Source organism: Acetobacter sp. (assembly GCF_022483985.1).
GTDB lineage: Bacteria > Pseudomonadota > Alphaproteobacteria > Acetobacterales > Acetobacteraceae > Acetobacter.
In genome coordinates this window covers 1,792,305-1,813,430 of the sequence record NZ_JAKVME010000001.1, presented here as the reverse complement: position 1 = coordinate 1,813,430, position 21,126 = coordinate 1,792,305, and the positions used below count along the sequence as shown (strand labels likewise).

Annotated in this window: 12 protein-coding genes; 11 read left to right on the top strand and 1 reads right to left on the bottom strand. The window is 58.9% G+C overall.

Annotation, left to right across the window (positions count from 1 at the left end):
• Positions 1 to 147: 147 nt before the first annotated feature.
• The 9 genes from LKE90_RS07960 (at position 148) to LKE90_RS07920 (ending at position 19,351) form a co-directional block, all read left to right on the top strand.
• Positions 148 to 1,458: an autotransporter strand-loop-strand O-heptosyltransferase gene (locus tag LKE90_RS07960; RefSeq protein ID WP_291501400.1), complete on the top strand. Its 1,311-nt coding sequence runs from the start codon at positions 148 to 150 to the stop codon at positions 1,456 to 1,458.
• Between the two features lie 44 nt (positions 1,459 to 1,502).
• Positions 1,503 to 3,869: a Hint domain-containing protein gene (locus tag LKE90_RS07955; protein WP_291501399.1), complete on the top strand. Its 2,367-nt coding sequence runs from the start codon at positions 1,503 to 1,505 to the stop codon at positions 3,867 to 3,869.
• Positions 3,870 to 3,932: 63 nt separating this feature from the next.
• Entirely contained in the window at positions 3,933 to 4,499 is a 567-nt protein-coding gene (locus LKE90_RS07950) for a helix-turn-helix domain-containing protein (RefSeq protein WP_291501398.1), read from the top strand.
• A gap of 139 nt (positions 4,500 to 4,638) precedes the next feature.
• Complete coding sequence (locus tag LKE90_RS07945; protein WP_291501009.1) at positions 4,639 to 5,271, top strand: helix-turn-helix domain-containing protein; 633 nt, start codon at positions 4,639 to 4,641, stop codon at positions 5,269 to 5,271.
• A complete protein-coding gene (locus LKE90_RS07940) occupies positions 5,268 to 5,801 on the top strand; it encodes a hypothetical protein (protein WP_291501008.1) in 534 nt (177 codons plus the stop codon). The genes LKE90_RS07945 and LKE90_RS07940 overlap by 4 nt, the downstream gene beginning before the upstream one ends.
• Before the next feature lie 296 nt (positions 5,802 to 6,097).
• Positions 6,098 to 6,694: an invasion associated locus B family protein gene (locus LKE90_RS07935; RefSeq protein WP_291501007.1), complete on the top strand. Its 597-nt coding sequence runs from the start codon at positions 6,098 to 6,100 to the stop codon at positions 6,692 to 6,694.
• Between the two features lie 50 nt (positions 6,695 to 6,744).
• A complete protein-coding gene (locus LKE90_RS07930) occupies positions 6,745 to 8,532 on the top strand; it encodes a ShlB/FhaC/HecB family hemolysin secretion/activation protein (RefSeq protein ID WP_291501006.1) in 1,788 nt (595 codons plus the stop codon).
• Positions 8,532 to 19,148: a two-partner secretion domain-containing protein gene (locus LKE90_RS07925; protein ID WP_291501005.1), complete on the top strand. Its 10,617-nt coding sequence runs from the start codon at positions 8,532 to 8,534 to the stop codon at positions 19,146 to 19,148. Before LKE90_RS07930 ends, LKE90_RS07925 begins: the two co-directional genes overlap by 1 nt.
• 2 nt (positions 19,149 to 19,150) lie before the next feature.
• Positions 19,151 to 19,351, top strand: coding sequence for a hypothetical protein (locus LKE90_RS07920; protein ID WP_291492061.1), 201 nt, complete (start codon positions 19,151 to 19,153; stop codon positions 19,349 to 19,351).
• Between the two features lie 123 nt (positions 19,352 to 19,474).
• Here LKE90_RS07920 and LKE90_RS07915 read toward each other — a convergent pair whose 3' ends face one another.
• A complete protein-coding gene (locus LKE90_RS07915; protein WP_291492062.1) occupies positions 19,475 to 19,933 on the bottom strand; it encodes a hypothetical protein in 459 nt (152 codons plus the stop codon).
• Between LKE90_RS07915 and LKE90_RS07910 the strand changes: the two genes are divergently transcribed.
• Both LKE90_RS07910 and LKE90_RS07905 read left to right on the top strand, forming a co-directional pair.
• Positions 19,934 to 20,608 (top strand): cytidine deaminase-like fold-containing protein, encoded by a 675-nt coding sequence (locus tag LKE90_RS07910; RefSeq protein ID WP_291492063.1) that lies wholly within the window; start codon positions 19,934 to 19,936, stop codon positions 20,606 to 20,608.
• Positions 20,605 to 21,045, top strand: coding sequence for a DUF6911 family protein (locus LKE90_RS07905; protein WP_291492064.1), 441 nt, complete (start codon positions 20,605 to 20,607; stop codon positions 21,043 to 21,045). Before LKE90_RS07910 ends, LKE90_RS07905 begins: the two co-directional genes overlap by 4 nt.
• The last annotated feature ends 81 nt before the right edge of the window (positions 21,046 to 21,126 follow it).

The window sequence follows — 21,126 nt, the reverse complement described above, 5'->3', positions numbered from 1 at the left end:
AGCAAGAAAATTGTCATCAAAAAGCAAACAGACCCCAAAATATTTTTTGCGCAAATCAAGCGTTGCGCACAGTGGCATTCGTATTGATTTCCTTGCAGGATTTTTCAGATTTTAAGGAAAAATCCGTTTATTTAAAGGTTTTTTCTGATGTCTGACGTCGGATATTTGTTGGAAAGCGGGGGTAAGCAAGCAGAAAAAACGCTTTCTGGCTCTTGCGCCCGGCAGGAGACAAAAGCGCCTTATCCTGTTCCGGCTCCTGTGCCGACTCAGTCTGGCGGAGAGGGGATTTTCTTTGATTTCAACGAAGGATGCCGTGTCCAGCTTCCTGATCCGGGGGAAAATGCGTGGTGGCGTATTGAACTGAAGGATCTGGATACGGGAAATATTCTTTTTCATCAGGCCGGTCTGAAGAGGGATTTTGTCCGCTCGTCCAAGCGCTGGTTTGTGAAATTCGGTGTGTCGTTATGGAAGGAGGTGGCTGTTTCAGGAAGTGAAAGGCAGTCAGTTCTGGTTTTCGATCATGTGTTTGATGTGCGGCAACGGGATGTCCTTATCAATTTTCCTGTTGGAACGCTTGGCGATACTTTGGCGTGGATGCCATATGCAGACCGTTTTGCTGAAAAGCATAGTGCAAACGTCACTTGTGCGATGTCCGGGCTGATCATTCCTCTTTTTCGTGATGCTTATCCTCATCTGCGTTTCGTAACTCATGAAGAGGCCGTGGCCCAGAATCTGACAAAAAACGCTTACGCCAGTTATTATCTTGGTCTGTTTTTCGATGATGTTAGCTGTGACTGGCAACCTGCGGATTTTCGTCTGGTAGGGCTTCATAAAACCGCAGCTTATATTCTGGGAACGGAGCCGGTTGAAGAGCCTGCGAAGATAACGTTTCCAGATGCGGGGCGTCCCATCGCGGAGCCGTATGTCTGCATCGCGATGCAGGCGTCGAGCCAGTGTAAATATTGGAATAACCCGTATGGCTGGGCAGAAGTTGTCTCTTGGCTAAAGGCTCAAGGGTATCGTGTTGTCTGTATTGACCAGAAGGTAGTTCATGGGGCTGGGATAGTCTGGAATTACATGCCTTACGGTGTGGAGAATCAGACTGGCAATCGTCCGCTCGCTGAGCGGGCACGATGGTTGAAGCATGCCGCATTTTTTGTGGGGCTCGGTTCCGGACTTTCCTGGCTGGCCTGGTCCGCCGGGTGCCCAGTGGTGATGATCGCTGGTTTCTCCCACCCTACGACTGAGTTCCATACACCTTACCGTGTCATCAACTGGCACGCATGTAATTCTTGTTGGAACGATCCGAAAGAGCGTTTCAGTCACGATAATTTTCTCTGGTGTCCACGACATCAGGGAACACCCAGGCAGTTTGAATGCACGCGTCTGATCACGGCGCATCAGGTCATCGGTGCGCTCGGACGTGTCATGCAATCATCTTCAACGTTTCCGAAATAGAGGGTAAAAATATGTCAACTATCACTGTAAGTTCAGGCGGTTTTGTGAGTGCCGCGTCGGGAGTAGTAGACAATTTCATCATTTACGCTGGTGGTCTGGTTGCGTCTGGCGGTATAGCACAGGGGCAAGTTTACGGCGGTGTGGGCGCTTCGACGAACGTGACGGCGCTAACCGGCATCTGGTCCGCTGTTCTGGTCAGTGGCGCGACTGTTTATCAGAGTGGAGTTGGGGCGAGTCTTAAGACCGTCAGCGGTCCTGTAGCGCTTGACGACGATGCGATCCTGTATGTCACAAGTGGCGCGACAGCATCCGGGGTGCAGGATGCGGGTGCAACGGGTGCTGCTGGATATATCTACATTAACTCCGGCGGAACGCTGGCGAATTCCAATATTACCTATGACATCGTCACTGTTTATGCCGGCGGCGCCACCAGCGGAAATACGTTCAATAATTACCTGGGAAGTTATGTCAGCTACCAGGCCGGGACGACCTCCATCGCCGGTGGACAGTCGGTCAACGACACGTTCAATACAGTCGACGGTTCGACAGGAACGATCTATTTCTACAGCGGCGCCTCCGTTTCCGGAGCCACCGTTGGTGACGGAACAACGCTGAATGCCTATGACGGCGCTACAATTAAAGGTGCCACAGTCAATTCTGGAGCAACTTTTGCCGCAGGGGCGGATACTTCGTCGATTTCCGGAGTTGTCGTCAATTCTGGTGGCACGGCCAGCTTGGTTTCCGGTGCGTCCACGTCCGCATTTACTGTCAGCGCCGGCGGCCTGCTCAGCGCGGGAACGACGACAGTTTACGGCGGCGTGGGCGCTTCGACGAACGTGACGGCGCTAACCGGCATCTGGTCCGCTGTTCTGGTCAGTGGCGCGACTGTTTATCAGAGTGGAGTTGGGGCGAGTCTTAAGACCGTCAGCGGTCCTGTAGCGCTTGACGACGATGCGATCCTGTATGTCACAAGTGGCGCGACAGCATCCGGGGTGCAGGATGCGGGCGCGAACGGTCTTCTGGGAACCATTTACGTAAACTCTGGCGGAACGCTGGCGAATTCGAATATCACTTATGACAACGTAATTGTTTACGCCGGAGGTAGCACCAGCGGTAACACCTTCAACGGCTACGGTGCGAGCTATGTCAGCTACCAGGCCGGGACGACCTCTGCTGCTGGTGGAAAGTCGGTCAACGACACGTTCAATACAAACGACAATTCAACTTCACTGGCCTATTTCTACAGCGGCGCTTCCGTTTCAGGAGCCACCGTCAGCGACGGAACAACGCTTTACGCATATGCGGGTTCAACTGCCGATGCCATTACTGTCACGTCTGGGGGAAGTGTTAATACAGCCGTTGCCTGCTTCCTGCCTGGGACATTGATCCGGACCCCGTCTGGAGAGGTCTTGATTGAGGATGTGCGGATTGGCGACACGGTTTCCGTTTTTAACTGGCGCAATGGTGTGGAAACCCAGCGCGAGGTGACGTGGGTTGGCAGCCAGAAGATGGTTGTCCGTTCAGGGTTGCCTGACGATGAGGCGGGCTACCCGGTCCGCGTCCTGAAGGACGCGATTTCTGACGGTGTTCCCTACAAGGACATGCTGATCACACCTGAACATTGCCTGTTCTTTGAGGATAAATTTGTTCCTGTGCGCATGCTGGTGAATGGACGGTCGATCTTCTACGACCGGACGATCACGAGCTACAGCTTCTACCATGTCGAGACGGAAGAGCACTCCGTCATCTGGGCGGACGGGATGCTGACGGAAAGCTATCTCGACACCGGCAACAGGGCGTCTTTCAGACAGCATGGCAATCTGGTGATCCTCGTCGGAGCACAGGGCAAATCCTGGGGCGAGGACGGGGGTGCGCCGCTTGGCGTCACCTGTGATTTCGTGGAGCCGCTATTCCGTTCGATCGAAAGCCGCGCGGAAGCCGGACAGATCGAACGGAAGGATGCCGCGCCGGTTCTCACGGACGAGACGGACATCCATCTCGTCACAGAGACGGGAACCATTATTCGCAAGGCGCGCGAGCATGACGGCAGCGTCATGTTCATGATCCCCGCGTCCGTCAGAAACGTAAGGATCGTGTCCAACGCCAGCCGTCCCAGCGACGTGTTCGGTCCGTTCGTTGACGATCGCCGTCGTCTTGGTGTGGCCATCGGCGACATCACGCTGTTCGAAAGCAGACAGACGGTGCCTGTCACCAGTCATCTTACAGTCAGTGACCTGACGGGCTGGCACGGGCTGGAAGGAGAGAGCTGCCGCTGGACGACGGGCGACGCCCTGCTGCCGCTGGGCGAGCGTCCCCCTGCTGGTGTGGCCATGCTGACCCTCCAGCTTGTGGCGGCAGGTCCTTACCTCGTGTCCGACACGGACGATCAGACCCTGCGGCAGTCGGTCTGATTACGGCCTGTCCCGTTCCCTTCAGGGGAACGGGACAGACTGTATCCGTTAGAAAAACAGCTTATGACATCACATATCATTCTTCAGCCCGGGCAGATATGGATGCCGCATGAGGGTGCCGGACAGCTCCCGCGCCGGATCGTCGATCTCCCTGAAGGCATGCTGGCCTATCAGACCGTGTCGATACCCTCACAAACCGTCAGGGGCAAAGGTTATCTGGTCAGCCAGTCGACATTCCGCCGATGGATGCGCCTTCACAATGCGGCGTTGCATGCCGAAGGCGAGGGCAGGGCCGCACCGGCTGCGGAACTGGCGCAGAAGATCGTCACATTGCGCAGAAGTGCCGGCGTCACTCAGGAAGAGATGGCCAGAGCGCTGGGGATAAGCCGCTCCGCAGTGGCGGCGATGGAGACGGGACGCACCAGCAGGGCGCATCTGCATCTTCCCCGACTGGCGGCGCTGTTTCAGGTGCCCGTGGATTTCTTCCTCACCGGTATGGTCGAGGAGAACGTGACCATGACGCTGGGCGCGGACGAGGCTGATCTTGTCGATCTTTACAGGCGGCTTTCGCCGGAACTGAAAATCACCGTCCAGAAATACGTGGAACGGCAGACAAGAAAGATTTCCTGATCATGGAGACTATCGAGAGACCGCAGGAAGGTGGTCGGCCCAGCCCGGATGACGGTCGGCCGTTCAGAGGGATTGTTTTCGCGGGGCTTATCAGTCTGGTCATCTGGACGATATTTTTCTGCGTATTGAGAAAACTCTGATGAGGACGGCCATTCATCTGGAAGCCGGGCAGGTCTGGGGAGCCGGGCGGATGAAGATGCGGCGCAGGACAATCGTCCTCATCGCGGGTCATACCGTGCTCTTTCAGATTGAGGGCGAGGAGAATAGCAGCGAGCCGAGCAGTTCGGGGCTCCATGCATTCCATGAGTGGATTCGTGGCAATGGCGCGGTGTTGCTGGGAACGGAGGCAGCTCCCCATTCCGGCAAGGTCTCTGACAGGATCGTTGGACAACGCCTGCGGGCTGCCCGGGTGAACGCGCGGCTGTCGCAGGACGAAGTTGCGGCTCAGGCGGGGATTTCCCGCACGGCGATCGCGTTATGGGAAGGGGGACGCCGAGGCTGCTCACTGAAACGTCTGGGCGATGTCGCAGACGTTCTCGATATTGCGCTGTGGGACCTGTTCCGGGAGGAAGACGAGCCCGCGTCTCTCCCTGCCTCGGACGAAACCGAGCAGAGACTGCTGGCCCTGTTCCGGAGAGTGGATATCTCCTCACGCTCGGAGGTTCTGAGATGGCTTGAGGTGCGGGTGGGGGCGACAGTCGAGCGATCGCAGATATCCGATCCGATCATGGAGCGCCTGCGGCAGATTACCGGTCCGGCGAAGCCCGTATGAATGTGACGCGTCACAGGACGGCAACGTCGATCGTCGGGGATTTTGTTGATCCGGACCATCTTGAGCCTGAGGCTGTAAGGTCCCTGCTGGTGAACCCTCTGCCCGGGAGGAGGGGAGCGCCTCTATATCAGGCGGAGGTCGTGTTCCATGACGGCACGACATATCCTCTTGCGTTACCAGGAGAAAATCTCGATGTCCGGCGATACTGCCAGCGCCTGTCCGTTCTGTATGACTGGCCGGTGCATGACGGAATGCAGACTGGCATGCCCTGTCCGTCCGTGACGGGCGAGGTCTCGTCACCGCGGCTCAGTCAGGGAGAGCGCGAGGCGATGCGGCGGATCGGACGCGAGATCGCTGACGGTCTGGAGGCTGACAGCATTCCGTTCGGGCGGGCGGTCGAGCAGACGGCCGACCGGCTTGCGGCGTTCGTCGCTCTTTCCGTTGTCGAGGGAGGGCTCGACAGCGACGCTGCAAAGGAGGCCGCCATCGAAGCTCTCAACGAAACCATACAGAAACTTCTCAAAAAATAATCAGGGACGCGAAACACGTCGTTTTTGTAACGCGTGTCAGCCGCATGGAGAGATAACATGAAATTACAGATGTGTGTGTGATGGCGGGAAGGGAGAATTATGTCGAGGATTGGGTGTGCAGGGATAAAGGTTTATTTTGTGTTTTGAAGTTGTCGATTTGTCTCGACGGTCGTGTTGAATATGACACATTGTTTCATAATTTGTTCATTGTCATGGAAAGGCCGGATTTTTTGCCGTAATGCTTTGCAACAGAAATTAACGGAGTTTGTCTGTTGTTCTCCATCAGTAGAAAATTCATGGCGTCGTGTTTTCTGGCAGTGCTTTTTGCGCATGGGTCCGCTCAGGCCGCGACGGGCAAAACGGTGGCTGCGTCTGCGCTGACACAGCCACAGCCCTCTCCGACGACGCTGACGGGTACGTCCGGTCCCTGGAATTATCGCTGCGTGTTTCCGGGTGCGAACGTGACGACCTTGCCGGTGCTGTGCGTGATGGAGCAGCCGCTCGCCATGCAGGACGTCCAGAAGAAGACCGTGCCGTTGGGCGCAGTCATTTTTGCCCGTGCACAGGTGGACAACAAGACACCGCTGTCCGCACGCCCATGGCGTCTGACGGTCGAGACCCCGCTTGGTCTTTCCCTGAAAACCCAGCCCCGTGTCGCAGCCGACAAGAGCGGACCGTTGACACTCGTGTGGCAGAGCTGCGTGTCGACAGGATGTCTGGCGTCAGCCGATCTGACGGATGATCAGGTCAAAGACCTGCGTCATGCGAAGCAGGGTCATATCATGGCGGATAAGCTGGCAGGTGGCGTGCTGACCATCAACTTTGAAATGGTGGGTGCGGATGACGGACTGAAGGCGCTGGACGGGTGGATTTCTCCAAGCGCATCTCACTGATCTTTTTGTCGTATTCAGTCGTTTTTTCACCTGATTAGCCGGTGCTTTGTATGCGTCCTGTTCTGTTCGGTCGTCCTGTTGTCATGGGAGGACTGCTGCTGTCTGGTCTGTTTTCGTTCCACTCTGCGCTGGCGGCCCCGGCTGGAGCGGAGCCACCGGCGAGCGGTTTCGGCAACATGCCGCTTCCGGCAGGACCGGGCTCGGCGCAGGATCAGTTCCAGCGGTATCAGCAGCGGCAGCAGGATCTGAACATGCTGCCGCCACCGGATAACAGCACGCAGATCCTGAACGAGCCCAAGGAGAGCACATCCTCGACCCACTGTGTGGAGGTCAGGTCGATCTCCATCGAGGGTGCGGACCATCTTTCTCCGGGCGACCGTCACACCATCATCCAGCGTTATGCCGGGCGTTGCCTCACGACGGGCGATCTCAATCATGCTCTGGATGATGTGAATGGCAGTTATCTGGCGCAGGGCAATGTGACGTCGCGGGCCTATCTTCCTGAACAGTCCCTCGCCAGCGGCCATCTGCGGATTGTCGTCATTGAAGGCAAGATCGCGGGTTTTCTCTTCGAGGGTATTGAACCGCGGCTGCATGAGGTCGCAGCATTTCCCGGTATGCGGGACCATATTCTGAACCTGCGCGATCTGGAGCAGGGTCTCGACCAGATGAACCGCCTGCCCAGCTGGTCGGCACGCATGAAGATCGCGCCGGGCAAAAATCCCGGCGAGACGCAGGTGCGTATTCTCCAGCCTGCGCCGGGGGTCTTTCACGGACAGATCTGGGCGGATAACAACGGACAGCCGGAAACAGGCCGTGAAACCGGTCACGTCCTGCTGCGCGCCGACGATGCGCTGGGCCTGCTGGACATGTGGTCGGTTGAATATGACCACTCGCTGGTGGGTGATGCTGGCCATCGAAACACGCAGTATATTTCAGCTAACGGCTCCATTCCGTTTGGAAAGTGGACCGTGTTCGGTGGGTGGTGGATGTCCAGCGATGTCTATCATCTTCAGAGCCTTGGCGAGGATTACCGCTTTGCCGGAAAGCGCAAGGATTTCCGTTTCGGCGTCTCGCGCGAGGTGCTGCGCAATCAGATCGGTGTCACAACGCTTCAGGCTTTTTACGAACTGAAATCCTTTTCCTCGACACTCGATCGCACGCGTCTTGAAACCCAGAGCGCGCGTCAGGGCTCGGTCGTCGCGCAGGCCAGTGAGTCCCTCAAGGCCTGGGGCGGCATCTGGTATATCACCCTCGGTATGCGCTTTGGTGTGAGAGGTGTCGGCACACACTCGTATTTTACCGATCCCGGTGAGGCTGACCCGCATACGCAATACGTCAAGCCGACCCTCGATATTGACGGTTACAAGCCGCTGCCGTTCAGCCTGCTGTGGCACACCTCGATTCATGGTGAATACAGCACGGAAAATCAGTTCACGAGTCAGCAGCTTCAGCTCGGTGGTCCCTATACCGTGCGCGGCTTCCTCAGCCAGATGCTGGTGGGCAATGACGGTCTCTACATGCGCAATGATCTCTCCTGGCCGCTGACCGGCGCAGGCATGAGTGATCATTGTGGGGCTTATCGCGGCTTCTGCCGACTGTTTATTGAAAGCACTGAAGTTTACGGCATTCTGGATGTTGGCATGACTCGTTTGGGTTACCGCTCCAACACCCTGCCGCCCGCGCTGAAGGGCGGCAATATCGCAGGTGCCGGTATCGGATTTCGCAAGACACGCGGATCGATTTTCTGGATGGCGAACATAACCCACTCGGTCGCGCGTGGGCCTCTTCCGCAGGAGGGCTGGATTGCGGGCTTTCAGGCGGGAGTGCGTTTCTGATGAACTGGTTCCGGACATACCGGCGTCTGCTGGCGAGCATCAGTTGGGTTTCAAGTCTGACGCTGGCCATGGCGCCTGCTGTCGCCAGCGCTGAAGAGCCCACTATTGTCATCGATAACCGCACGGAGCCCGCGGCTCCCGCGCCGACGCTCGATCGTACGCAGAACGGGGTCGAACAGCTCAACATCGCCACGCCGAACGGCGCGGGCCTGTCCCACAACATGTTCACGCAATACAACGTGGAGCAGAAGGGGCTGATCCTCAACAACGCCACGCAGGCGACGCAGACGCAGCTTGGCGGCTATATCTACGGAAACGCCAACCTGAACGGACACTCTGCGCATGTCATCCTCAACGAGGTGACAGGTACGCAGGCCAGTCAGATGAACGGTTTTACCGAAGTCGCGGGCGCGAAAGCCAATGTAGTCATCGCCAACCCGAACGGCATTACCTGCAACGGTTGCGGATTCATCAATATCGACCGGGCGACGCTTTCCACGGGTCATCCGGAATTCAACGCCGCCGGTGGTCTGGCGGCCCTGACCGTAAGCGACGGGCTGATCGCCTTTGAGGGCAAGGGCGGTAACTTTACCGCCGTGCCGGTTCTTGACATCATCAGCCGCCGCGTCGCCTTGAACGCGCAGGTCAACGCCCAGACGGCGAACCTCGTCGTGGGGCGCAACCGGGTCGATTACAACACCGGCAATGTCACGAAACTGGCGTCTGACGGCTCGAAGACACCCGAGTTTGCCATCGACAGCTCGGCCATGGGCGGCATGTACGCCAACCGCATCTCCATGCTGGTCAACGAGACCGGCGCAGGCGTGCGCGTCAACGGCGCGATGGCCGCCAATGCGGGCGACATGGCGCTGACCGCAGACGGTCGTCTGGTGCTCAACGGGTCGATGACGGCCACGGGCAACGTGACCGTGCAGACCAACGGCGTGACCAACACTGGCACGCTTCAGGCAGGGGGCGTGGCCTCCATCGCATCCGCATCCGATGTGACCAATCAGGGTACGGTCGGCGCAGGTGATCATCTGGGTGTTTCCGCCGATACGCTCAACAACACCGGGGCCATGACGGCTGCGGGGAGTAGCGGCGTCGCCCTTGCTGTGACGCATGGGCTGTCCAATGCGGGCCAGATCAGCGCGACATCCGGCACAACCCTCGCCTCGGCCGGGACTGTTTCCAATGCGGGAAGCGGCATCATCGTCGGACAGGCGGGCGTGGCGCTGACGACTGCCGGGAACCTGATCAATGCGGGTGAAATCGGCACGGTTGCTGGTCCGCTGACCATCCGGGCGCAGTCGATCGCCAACACCGCCGGACAGATCCTCTCACAGAACCGCGACATCGCGCTGGAGACCGGCAGCCTGTCCAATACGGGCGCGGGGCAGATCCAGGCGGGCGGTAACCTGACAGCGCAGGTCACATCCTATACCGCGGACGCAGGCTCAACCCTGCAGGCCGGGGCTTCTCTGGCCATGGCGGTCACGGGCGGGGCCATCAGCAATGACGGTCGTCTGTCCGCAGGCAATGCCCTGTCCCTCAGCGCCGATCAGGGCATCGTCAACGGTGGCAATGGCGTCATCGCCGCCGATAACGGTATGGTGGCTATCACCACCGGCACAGCGGGTCTGAACAACGCCGGGCAAATCGGTACCGCTACGTCCGGTGATGTGGCGATTGCCGGTGGCGCGCTGGTCAATAGCGGCACGCTGGCGGCTGCGGGTGACGCCATTCTGACGACAGGCGCGCTCACCAACAGCGGCAGTCTGACGGCGGCGGGTACTTCGGGACTGGTGCTCTCGGTCAGTGACCTCGCCAACACCGGCAGCATCGGTGCGACCGCTGGAACACTGGCCGTCACGGCGACGGATGGCCTGACCAACAGCGGCACGCTCTATGGCGCTGCGGCTGACAGTGTGACGACATCCGGCGCGCTCGACAATCAGAACGGCCAGATCGGCGCCGGTACATCCAGCCTGATGGTGCAGGCGGCAACGCTTGCGAACGATTCCGGAAAGATCATCTCGACCTCAGGTCCTGTCACGATTCAGGCCGGGACCATAGGCAACCGGAATGGCGCGATTCAGGGGCAGGGCGACGTCACGATCACCACTCCGACGCTCGATAACCGTAATGGCGGGCTGATCCAGTCCACGGGCGCGGGCCTCTATCTGGCCAATGGCGACCAGCCGATGACCACGCTCTACAATCAGGGTGGCTCACTCGGCGCGGCCGGGACACTGTCGCTGAATACCAGTAATTATGAAACCGATAGCAAAAGCGCCCTGGTCAGCACTGGCGTTCTGACCCTGAAGATGGCCGGGACGCTGAGCAACGGCGGGCAGCTTGTCGGGCAGAAAGGCTTCAACCTCACGGTCGGCAGTTTTACCAACGAGGCCAGCGGTATCCTTGCTGCTGTCACGGGCAATGGCAGCCTGACCACGACCGGCACGGGACAACTCGTCAACGCGGGCGCCATTGAAACCCTGCAGGCTGGTTCGACCCTTGAGGTTCGCACAGCGACAGGTGGTCTCTCCAATACAGGCGCGATCCTCGGCAGCGGGACGGCGACCATCGTCTCCACCGGTTTGGTGGCCAACAGCGGCAAGATCAGCGCGCTGGGCGGGGCATTGACCCTGCAGGCGGCCGCTCTCACCAACACAGATACGCTGGCGGCCAAGGAGCTGCTGACCGCGCTGGTCAGTGGTGACCTGACCAATAGCGGCACGCTCTATGGAGCGACGGGTGGAAACATCAGCGCCACCGGCGCCCTCGCCAACAAGGGAACCACCGCGCAGATCGCCGCTGACGGGGCGCTGTCGCTCAGTGCAGGCACGCTCACCAACAGCAATGGCCAGATACTGGCCAGTCAGGACGGCCTGATCGTCGCTGCTAACACTGTCACCAACAGCGGTGGCCTGCTGCAAGGCGATACCGCCACCAACATCAGGGCTGACACGCTCACCAATATGGCTGGCGGTGCGATCCTGTCGAAATCCGGCGCAATGACGGTCGGCGGACAGAGCGCGACAGCGGCGCAGTCCGTCTCCAATCTCACCGGCACGTTACAGGCTGCGACCGATCTTTCCGTCACGGCGAACGCCATCGATAATTCCGGCGGCACATTCAACGCTCAGGCCGGAGCGCTGACCGCCTCATCCGGTACCGGTCTATTCCGCAATGACGACGGCATCGTGCAGTCGGCGACGGGCATGACGCTCTCGGGCGACAGCTTTACCGGCAACACGGGCTCCATCGTCAATGCCGGAACTATCCTTGGGCTGAACTTCGGATCATCGCTTGATACCGCAGGCCATATCGTCGCGACACAGGATCTGGCCGTGCAGACGGGCGCACTGACCACCCATGCGGGCACAACACCCTCCACCGTGGCGGTCGTGGCCAGCACGGGCGGCAATCTGACGGTCCGGGCTGGCACGATCAACAATGCCGGTGTTCTGGAAACAACGGGTGCGAACGGCACCCTGACGGTTCAGGGCGCTGATCTGACCAACACCGGAACACTGACTACCGCCTCGACCCTGAGCGTGACGGAGACGGGACAGATGGTCTCGTCCGGCAGCCTGATTTCCAGCAAGGGACAGGCCATCCTCACCGCAGGCAGCCTGACCAACAGCGGATTTGTGGGCGCTGCTCAGGAGCTGGACATCACGGCATCACAGACCCTGACCAACAGCGGCACACTCTATGGTGGGACAACCCTGACCGCGACCGGAACGGGCAGTTTTGACAATGCGGGCGGCCAGATCGGCACCGGCCAGAGCGTTACAGGACAGGGGGCGCTCACCCTTGCCAGCAACGGGGCCTTCAGCAACGAGAACGGCCAGATCGTCGCTGCTGGTGGACCGTTGGCCATTACGGCCGGGAGTATCGCCGGGAGCGCGGGCAGCCTGCTCCAGTCCTCCGACGCCGTCACGCTGACGGCCGGACAGATCAGCAATGACAACAGTACCATTCTGGCCAAGGGCGGTGACATCACTCTGGCGGGCGCAGGCAACAGCGCCGCTAACCTGAGCAATGTCAATGGTGGCGTCATTCAGGCGTCCAGAGCGATTTCCGCTACCTTCAGCGCGCTGGACAATTCCGGTGGCACCGTCTCCGCGCTGGGTGGCGACCTGTCCCTGAACGGCGTGTCCGGCAGCAGCGTGACCAATGCTGGTGGAACGCTTGAGACGGCGAACAACCTGACGTTGACCGCGGGCTTCTATAGCGGGGCAGGTACATCCCGTCTGACCACCGAACAGACCATGACATTGAGTCTGTCCGGCAGCATGGAAAACGGCGGCAATGTCGCGGCTGTTCGTGATCTGTCCGTCACAGCCTCCTCCTTTACGAATGACGCCAACGCGGTTCTGGCCAGCACGTCCGGCAATCTGGTGCTGGCGATCGGCGGGGACGCCGGACTGGTCAACGCAGGTACGATCCAGACCAGTGGCGTGGGCAACGCGCTTACATTGAACGCCTTGTCGATCGACAATCAGGCGACCGGCGCCATTCTCTCCAACGGCGCGCAGACCCTCGTGGCAGGCAGCCGCACCCGCTCGCTCACCGCGGGGACCTTCTCTAACGAGGGGCAGGTTATCGCCTACGGCAACAGCCTGACGGCGACGGCGACCGCGCTGAACAACAGCGGCACGCTGGAAGCCGGAACGAACACATCCCTGACCACCACAGGTGATGTCGCTAATACGGGTCTGATCTATGCCGCTGGCGGCACGGCGATCGGTGGTGCGAACGTGTATAATGCCGGCGGCCAGATCGGCGCGGGCAGCGGTTCCCTGACCGTCAGCACCGGCATGCTCGACAACACGGACAACGGCCGGATTGCCGCCACCTCCGGCATGATGGCCCTGACCGCCGACACACTCGACAATGCCGGGGGGCTGATCGACAGCGCGGGCGATCTGACCGTCCTGACAGGCTCGCTCGACAACGGATCCGGAAAAATCCTGTCCGATCATGGTAATCTTCTGATTGACGCCACGGCTGATGGTGCAGCGCTTTCCTCAGTCAATAACAGTTTCGGCCTGTTGCAGGCCGGGCGTGATCAAACGCTGCGAACCGCGACGCTCACCAACAGCAACGGCCAGATCATTACCGTCAGCGGAAACCTGACCCTGATGGGCGGTCCCGGTATGACGGCGCTCCAGTCCGTCGATGACACGAACGGAGTGCTGCAGTCCGGGCAGGATCTGACGCTCGCCGTCAATAGCCTGACGGGAGCTTCCGGCCTCTCCGCGACCCGCGATCTCAGCTTCAGCACGGCACAGTCCGTCTCGGGCGCGATGATGTTCTCGGCCGGACACAACGCGATGCTTGCGATCGGTGGTGACTACAGCATTGCTGCGGGCAGCGGCGTGATCGCAGGCGGGGATGCGACCGTGTCCGCGGCCTCTGTCACCAATGCAGGGGCGATGATGGCGGGCGGCACGTTGTCCGTCTCGACACCGGGAGCCCTCTATAACACCGGTCTGATCGACGGGGTGGGTGGCGTCAGTCTGGCGCTGGACGGTGCGCTGACCAATCTCGAAGCCGCCATCCTGTCGGACAATGGCAGTATCAGCATCGGTGGAAAAAGCGGCGCCTACGCGGGTGATGTGCTCAACCGCTCCGCCGAGATTCTTGCCGGAAGCGCAAATGGTGACGTCACCATCCACGCGGCTTCACTCACCAACGATATCGATGGCGGGGTGACGCAGAGCACCATAACCCAGATGGTGTATGACCATACCTATACGCTTGCCCAGGACCAGCTCGCCAACCCGCCCGCATTGAACCCGGCCTGGAGGGATGCTTACGGCAACAACGTCTATGACGAGGTGCAGCCCTATTACAAAGAGGTGATGCGGATCTACGTTCCGGAGCTGTTCTATTCCGCGGATGGCAAGCCGGGTCAGGGATATTATCTGGTCGTCATGAGCAAGGGAGCGGAAAACTCCTCTGTGGAAGTGCAGGGTCTCGAGACCCAAACTGCAACAGCCAGCAATGCAAGTTCCCTGATTGACGCGGGAGGCACGCTGTCTATCGACACGTTGGGGGCGATCACCAACGATGCGAGCCATCTTGCTGCGGGGGGCGATATCAATCTGACCGGAGCCAGCCTGTCCAATACCGGCTATGACAGCAGTATCACGTGGACGATCATCGCCGATACAAAATTGGGCAAACGCTGGGTGCCTCCGGGTGATAAGAACGCCGTAATCAATCCAGACCCGGATGCCATGTCTGCAGCGCCGATGCCGTCCTTCATGCCGAACGGACATGTGGTGCGTCTGTGGGGCACGTCTGTCGTGCCTGCGCTCAACGCCACCATCGTTGCGGGCGGGAACATGAATGGCGCGTTCACGGGGCAGGTCAACAATACGACTGTCATCGAACATGCCAGCAGCACGCAACTGGCCGCCAATGATCAGTATGCAGGCACAATGCCGGGCGGCATCAGCGGTTCTGCCACGACCGTTACTCCTGGAACAGGCGGAAGCGTCGCGCCCTCAAGCTCACAGGACGGCTTCGCGGATGCGTCAACAGCGGTTGCGGGTGGAGTGACAGGTTCCACCGCCATCAATGGAGACGCCATTAACAACGGTGGAACAGGCACCGGCACGCAGGCGGCGGACACGACCTCCTCCAGAACAGCCACTCTTCCCAGTTATGGTGGCGTGCTTGCGCCCGCCGGTCATGAGAGTGGTGCGGCTGCCGGACAGTCGCTGGTTCTTCCGGGTTTCATCTCGACCAGTACACCGACCGTCAGTCAACTGATCGCCTCCGTTCCCGGCGGGAAGGCGCTCTATGTGCCGGACACGTCACCGACAGCGAATTACCTGATCGAGACGAACCCGTCCTATACCAGCCTGAACGCCTTTCATGGCTCGGAATATCTGCTGGACCGTCTGGGGGACGACTACAAAACCTACACTTTCCTTGGTGATGCGACCTTCGACCAGCAGTATGTCCAGCAGCAGATCGTCTCGGCGACCGGCCAGACCTATCTGGGGGGAACCTATACGACAGCCTCTTCGCAGATGGAGGCGCTTCTCAACGACGCCGCGGATCAGGCCTCCTCGCTCGGTCTGACGCTGGGAGCCGCTCTGACGGATGCCCAAAAGGCGAAACTGACCTCAGACATTGTCTGGTATGTGAACAAGGTCGTGGACGGCAGGACCGTGCTGGTGCCGGAACTCTATCTGGCACCGGGACATGAAGCCCTGACGGGCGCCACGATTTCAGCGACAGATGTATCGGTCACGGCGGGCAGCCTGACCAACAGCGGCACCATCAACGCCAAAAACGCGCTGAGCCTGACTACGACGGACGGTGATCTGACCAACAGCGGCACGCTCTCTGGCGGCACGGTGTCGCTGGTGGCCCGCAACGGATCGGTCGTGAACAGCGATATGCTGGACACCTATTTGGTGCAGGGCGGAACGCAGCAGATACTGGCGTCCACCGGCGCAATCACCGCGACCGGTTCAGCGACGATCGTGGCGGCGAAGGATATCACCTTCAACGGCGGCACACTGACTTCAGGCGGAGATCTGAACCTTCTGGCGGGTAGCGGGCTGACTCTAGGCACGACCGAACTGACGCAGGCTGCGGCAGTTTCGACAAAGCATCTGAGCACGAGCGGCAGCGCAGACATCAATTACGGGACCACCGTTTCAGTCGGCGGGAACGCCACGCTGGCGGCGCTTGGCGGAGATCTGAAAACAGCGGCGCTGACGCTGACGGCGGATGGCGACGTCTCCCTGTCAGCCGCGAAAACGCTGGATCTGGGGTCGGCGACCGACAGCGTGTCGAACAGCATTTCCGGCAGCAAAAGTGGCTTCATGACGCATAGCCGCTTCTCGAACAGTCTGGGCACCACGACGGAGAACGGTTCCAGCGTTGCCGCAGGCGGCAGTCTGACGGCGACGAGCGGCGGCGACATGTCTGTCGCGGGCATGGCGGGCGCTGCTGGCGATGTGACGCTCCTGTCCGGCGGCGCCTTCACTGAGCGGGCGACGCAGAGCACGCTGGAGGCGAGCGCCTCCCATCATGTGGCGGGTTTCCACATGAGCACGCAGGGCGCGAGCGGCACCGTCGGCTACGGCTCGCGGACAGATAAATCGTCCGTGTCTGAAACACAGTGGACGCCATCCGTCATCGCGTCCACGGGCGGGAACACCGCAATTGTCTCCACAGGCGCGCTGACAATTGACGGGTCTGCTGTTTCGGCTGCGAAAGACCTCGCCCTGTCCGGATCGTCTGTGGCCTTCAAGGCTGAACAGAATAGCACGACGCAAAACCAGTCTCACAAGTCGACCAGTATCGGAGTCACAGCCGGGGTCTCACCGGATTCTATGGTTGGTGAGGCCATTGACGGTTTGCTGTCGGCGAGCAAATCCGGGAATGGCACGCTGGCGGCTCTGGGCGGCATCCAGACCGGCATGACGGAAGGCATGTCCGCGCTTGGTGGGGCGATTGATAACAATCTCGTCGGCGTTGGGGTTTCTGTCGGGTTTTCCACAAGTAAAAGCCATTCGACCGATACGCAGACTACCGTTCAGGGCACGACGGCCAGCGCCGGTGGCACGCTGTCGGTTGTTGCGCGTGGGGATAATGCGACGGATACGTCGAACGGCAATCTGAGCGCGGTTGCGGCGCAACTGGCGGGTCAGGATGTCGTTCTTGCAGCCTCGAAAGGGATCGACCTTTCCGCCGGATGGAACACCACACATAGCGAGAGCAGGAGCAAGAGTCTTTCAGCGTCAGTCGGTGTCGAAGCCAGTGTGGGGATGACCGGCGCGGGCATTAGTGTCACGGCATCTGTCGGTGCCCAGAAGCAGCACACGACCTCTGACAGCGCGACGGCGGTGGACACGTCGGTCTCGGCTGCGAACGGCGTCACGGTTGCAACCTCCGGCGCGCTGACGCTGAACGGGGCGGAAGTGTCCGGCCAGCGCGTTGATGTCGCCGCCGGTTCACTGAGTATCACGAGCCCACAAAACACATCATCTTACAAGAGCGTGTCCGAAAGCGGCGGCCTGAGTGTTGCAATCCCTGTGTATGGGACTGGCGGCTCTCTTGGTGGTTCTGCGAATGTCAGCGCCTCCACGATCACGGACCACTACGTCTCGACGGGGAGCGCACTGTCGGGTCTGTATGCCGGCACGGGCGGCCTTGGCGTTGATGTCACTGGCAATACGAGCCTGACGGCGGGCGTTCTGTCGAGCACGGCGGATGCGGGACTGAACCATTTCAGCACCGGCAGTCTTACAGCGACGTCCGAGGGGAATGTCTCCCGCTGGTCAGGAACCGGGACGTCCATTGGCGGCGGGGTTGCCGCGTCCGGCGGAGAGGTCGGCGGTCTGGGTACGGTCGGCGTGGGGGCGACCTCTTCGGAGCGGACGAGCGAGAGTCTGTCGGCGATTGGCGGCAATATTGCTGTGAACGCGGGGAGCGTTTCCGGCACTTACACGACGGATGTTGCTTCTGCGAACGGGCATCTTGCGAATGACTTCAGCGCTGCGAAGGTCAGCAACACGTTGCAGACGGAAATCGGGGCTGAGACAGCGGCGGAAAGCGCTGCCGAGCTTGGCGTGCAGGCGGCGGACCGGTTTGGGTCGCAGGGTGAGGGGGCGAGCGATACTTCAGGCTCAGGCACCGGGAAGTCCGGGCAGGATGGCGCGCAGGACGCGTCTGCTCGGGACAGTACGGTGGACGGGGCGGCCACAGGGGTCGGGGCTTCAGGGTCTGACGGCGCGGGAGGTGATTTCAGCCGGGCTATGCCCATCGATACAGGCGACACGCCTTCTGTCAGTGGCGGTCCGGTCAGCGATAGTGTTGCTGTTCGCAGTATGGATAACCGGACCGGTGATGAAACCATCACTGTCACTGTCACTGTCACTGCCACCCGGCACACCCCGGCTCCGGGCATTGATTTCTCTCGCGGCAATGCCGACGCGGACACGCTGGCGACGCTGCTTGTTCCGCCATATGCATCGGCCAAGGAAGGACTTGCGGCGGCGCAGGATTTTTCGAGCGGACACTATCTTTCGGGCGTCGGGCACACGGTTCTGGCGGTCGGCGGTGTTATGCCGGGCGAGAGCACGCTTGCGAGCGTGGGCGCTGAAGCGGAAGCTGTTGCGACAACGGGCGGGAGGGCCGTGGCGGCGGCGCAGCACGGCGAGCAGGACGCGGCGGCGACCGTGCATATGGCGCAGGGTGCCGAGGATGCAGCCCAGGTTGGCCAAAGCATAGCCATAAACAAGTCAAGCGGAGCAGACAGTGCGGCGAATGCCGCTAACAGCGTGAGATTGAACGATCAACTTGCCGCAGAAGAGATCGCAAATGGACATGCGTTCGATAAGCACGTGATCGATCAGAATGAGTTTGGTGGTGCGATTACGACGAAGCAGCAGTTTGCTGATCAGATTGAAAATATACTCAACAATCCTTCGGCGACGAAGCAACTGAGCAACGGACGTACCGCATATTGGGACAATTCTTCTGGTATGGTAGTCATCCGGAACCCGAAAGCAGCCGATGGTGGAACTGCATTTAAGCCGACGAATGGGAAAGCATATTTCAACAACTTGAGGTAAATATGAAGCTTAAGCGAATTACTACCGATGCCGAAATCGAGTTGAGCCATGATGAACTACTCATCCTCAACGCAGCTCTTAACGAGGTTTGCAATGGTATTGAAATGTTCGAGTTTGAAACTCGGATTGGTGCCCCAAGAGATAGTGTAGAGCGTCTGTTGTCAGAAGTTCAAGCCGCACTTGATCAGGTTGAAAAGAGGTAGAGGGGGTCAACATAGAAGGATAGAGGTTGTGGGAGTGCCTTCAGGCGGTCCGGTCAGGATGGGGTGCGGGACGCGTCTGGCGGGGGCAGCACGGTTGACGGTGTCGCCACAGGGGCCTGAGTTTCAGGGGTAGATGTTGCTGCGGGTGATGATTTCAGCTGGGTTGTCCCGATCGATACAGGCGACACGCCTTCTGTCAGTGGCGGTCCGGTCAGCGATAGTGTTGTTGTTCGCAGTATGGATAACCGGACCGGTGATGAAACCATCACTGTCACTGCCACCCGGCACACCCCGGCTCCGGGCATTGATTTCTCTCGCGGCAATGCCGACGCGGACACGCTGGCGACGCTGCTTGTTCCGCCATATGCATCGGCCAAGGAAGGACTTGCGGCGGCGCAGGATTTTTCGAGCGGACGCTATCTTTCGGGCGTTGGACACACGGTTCTGGCGGTCGGCGGTGTTATGCCGGGCGAGAGCACGCTTGCGGGTGTGGGCGCTGAAGCGGAAGCTGTTGCGACAACGGGCGGGAGGGCCGTGGCGGCGGCGCAGCGTGGCGAGCAGGAAGCGTCGGCTGCCGGGCATATGGCGCAGGGTGCTGACTCTGCCGTCAATGCCGAGCATAAAGCGGCGGAAACGGCTTTGCCTGATGGTTACAGGGTTCTGGATGATTCTGTTGGTGCGAAGAGAGTTGATCCCCCCGATGGCTATCGCTGGGTTGCGAATTCGGATGGTGAGGCGAAGTTGCAGTCCCTCTCCGACGGGAAGATCTATGAGAGCCGAAAGGAGGTGCCGGAAAATTCGTCTGCCGATAGTGGGAATTCTGAAGGTGCTGGTGGTGTAAAAGAAGCGGCAAAAGTTACGGCAGAAACTGAGATTGGTGGTCAAAAAATCAGTGGAATCAACCAAACAGCGCGTGATCCGTCAGTGTCTGACCCGAATAAACCCACTTTAATAGGAGATAAGATTCAAGCAAAAATTGATGCAACAGGAAAACCTCTTCCAAATGGGAATATGAGTACTGCCCATGCAGAAATTGAAGTTATTCAAAAGGCTTTTGATGCAGGTCTAACCAAAGGACATGACATGACCATTAAGGTTACCGGGCAGCCTGTATGCAGTTACTGCCGAAGTGATATAAGAGCAATGGCGGATAAAGCTGGTCTCAACAAAATCGAGATATATGAAACCACAACAGGTAAAACGCTTGTATCAATTCGTCAGCCAAACGGAAGCATGTCAAAGATGTCAGAGAAATGAAAATATCACTATGGAGGGGATGGGATGAAGAAAATCCTAATAATTTTCTTCAAATTCCCTCATGGGATACAGTTGTTCAAGCTATTTATTACGCTACAGAGCACGATAACTCATTAAGATTGTATTCTGAAACGCAATGGGGAGAAGACTTTCTTTCCCTATCCGCGCAGAACGGAAATATTTTTTTAGAACTATATCGGAATATATCTGATTCTGATGAACAGACATTGACACTATCAAACCCCAACTGGATGAAAGAAGGATTAAAGGGCGTCATTTTACATGATTGGGGTGGCAACTTGGGCCAAGTGCCATGTGTGGAGATAAATGGTAATTTTTGGAGCGCTGAAATGGTAACGCGGAACCTTTCGTTAACGATTGAATTATTCAAAGAATTTTATAATACGGGAAATATCTCACATCCGTGGATGAAGTAATTCTGAACAATAATGATCAGTGTCATCTATAAAAAATAGTGATATTTTTCATACGTTCCCTTGAAAATATGAACTTGCATG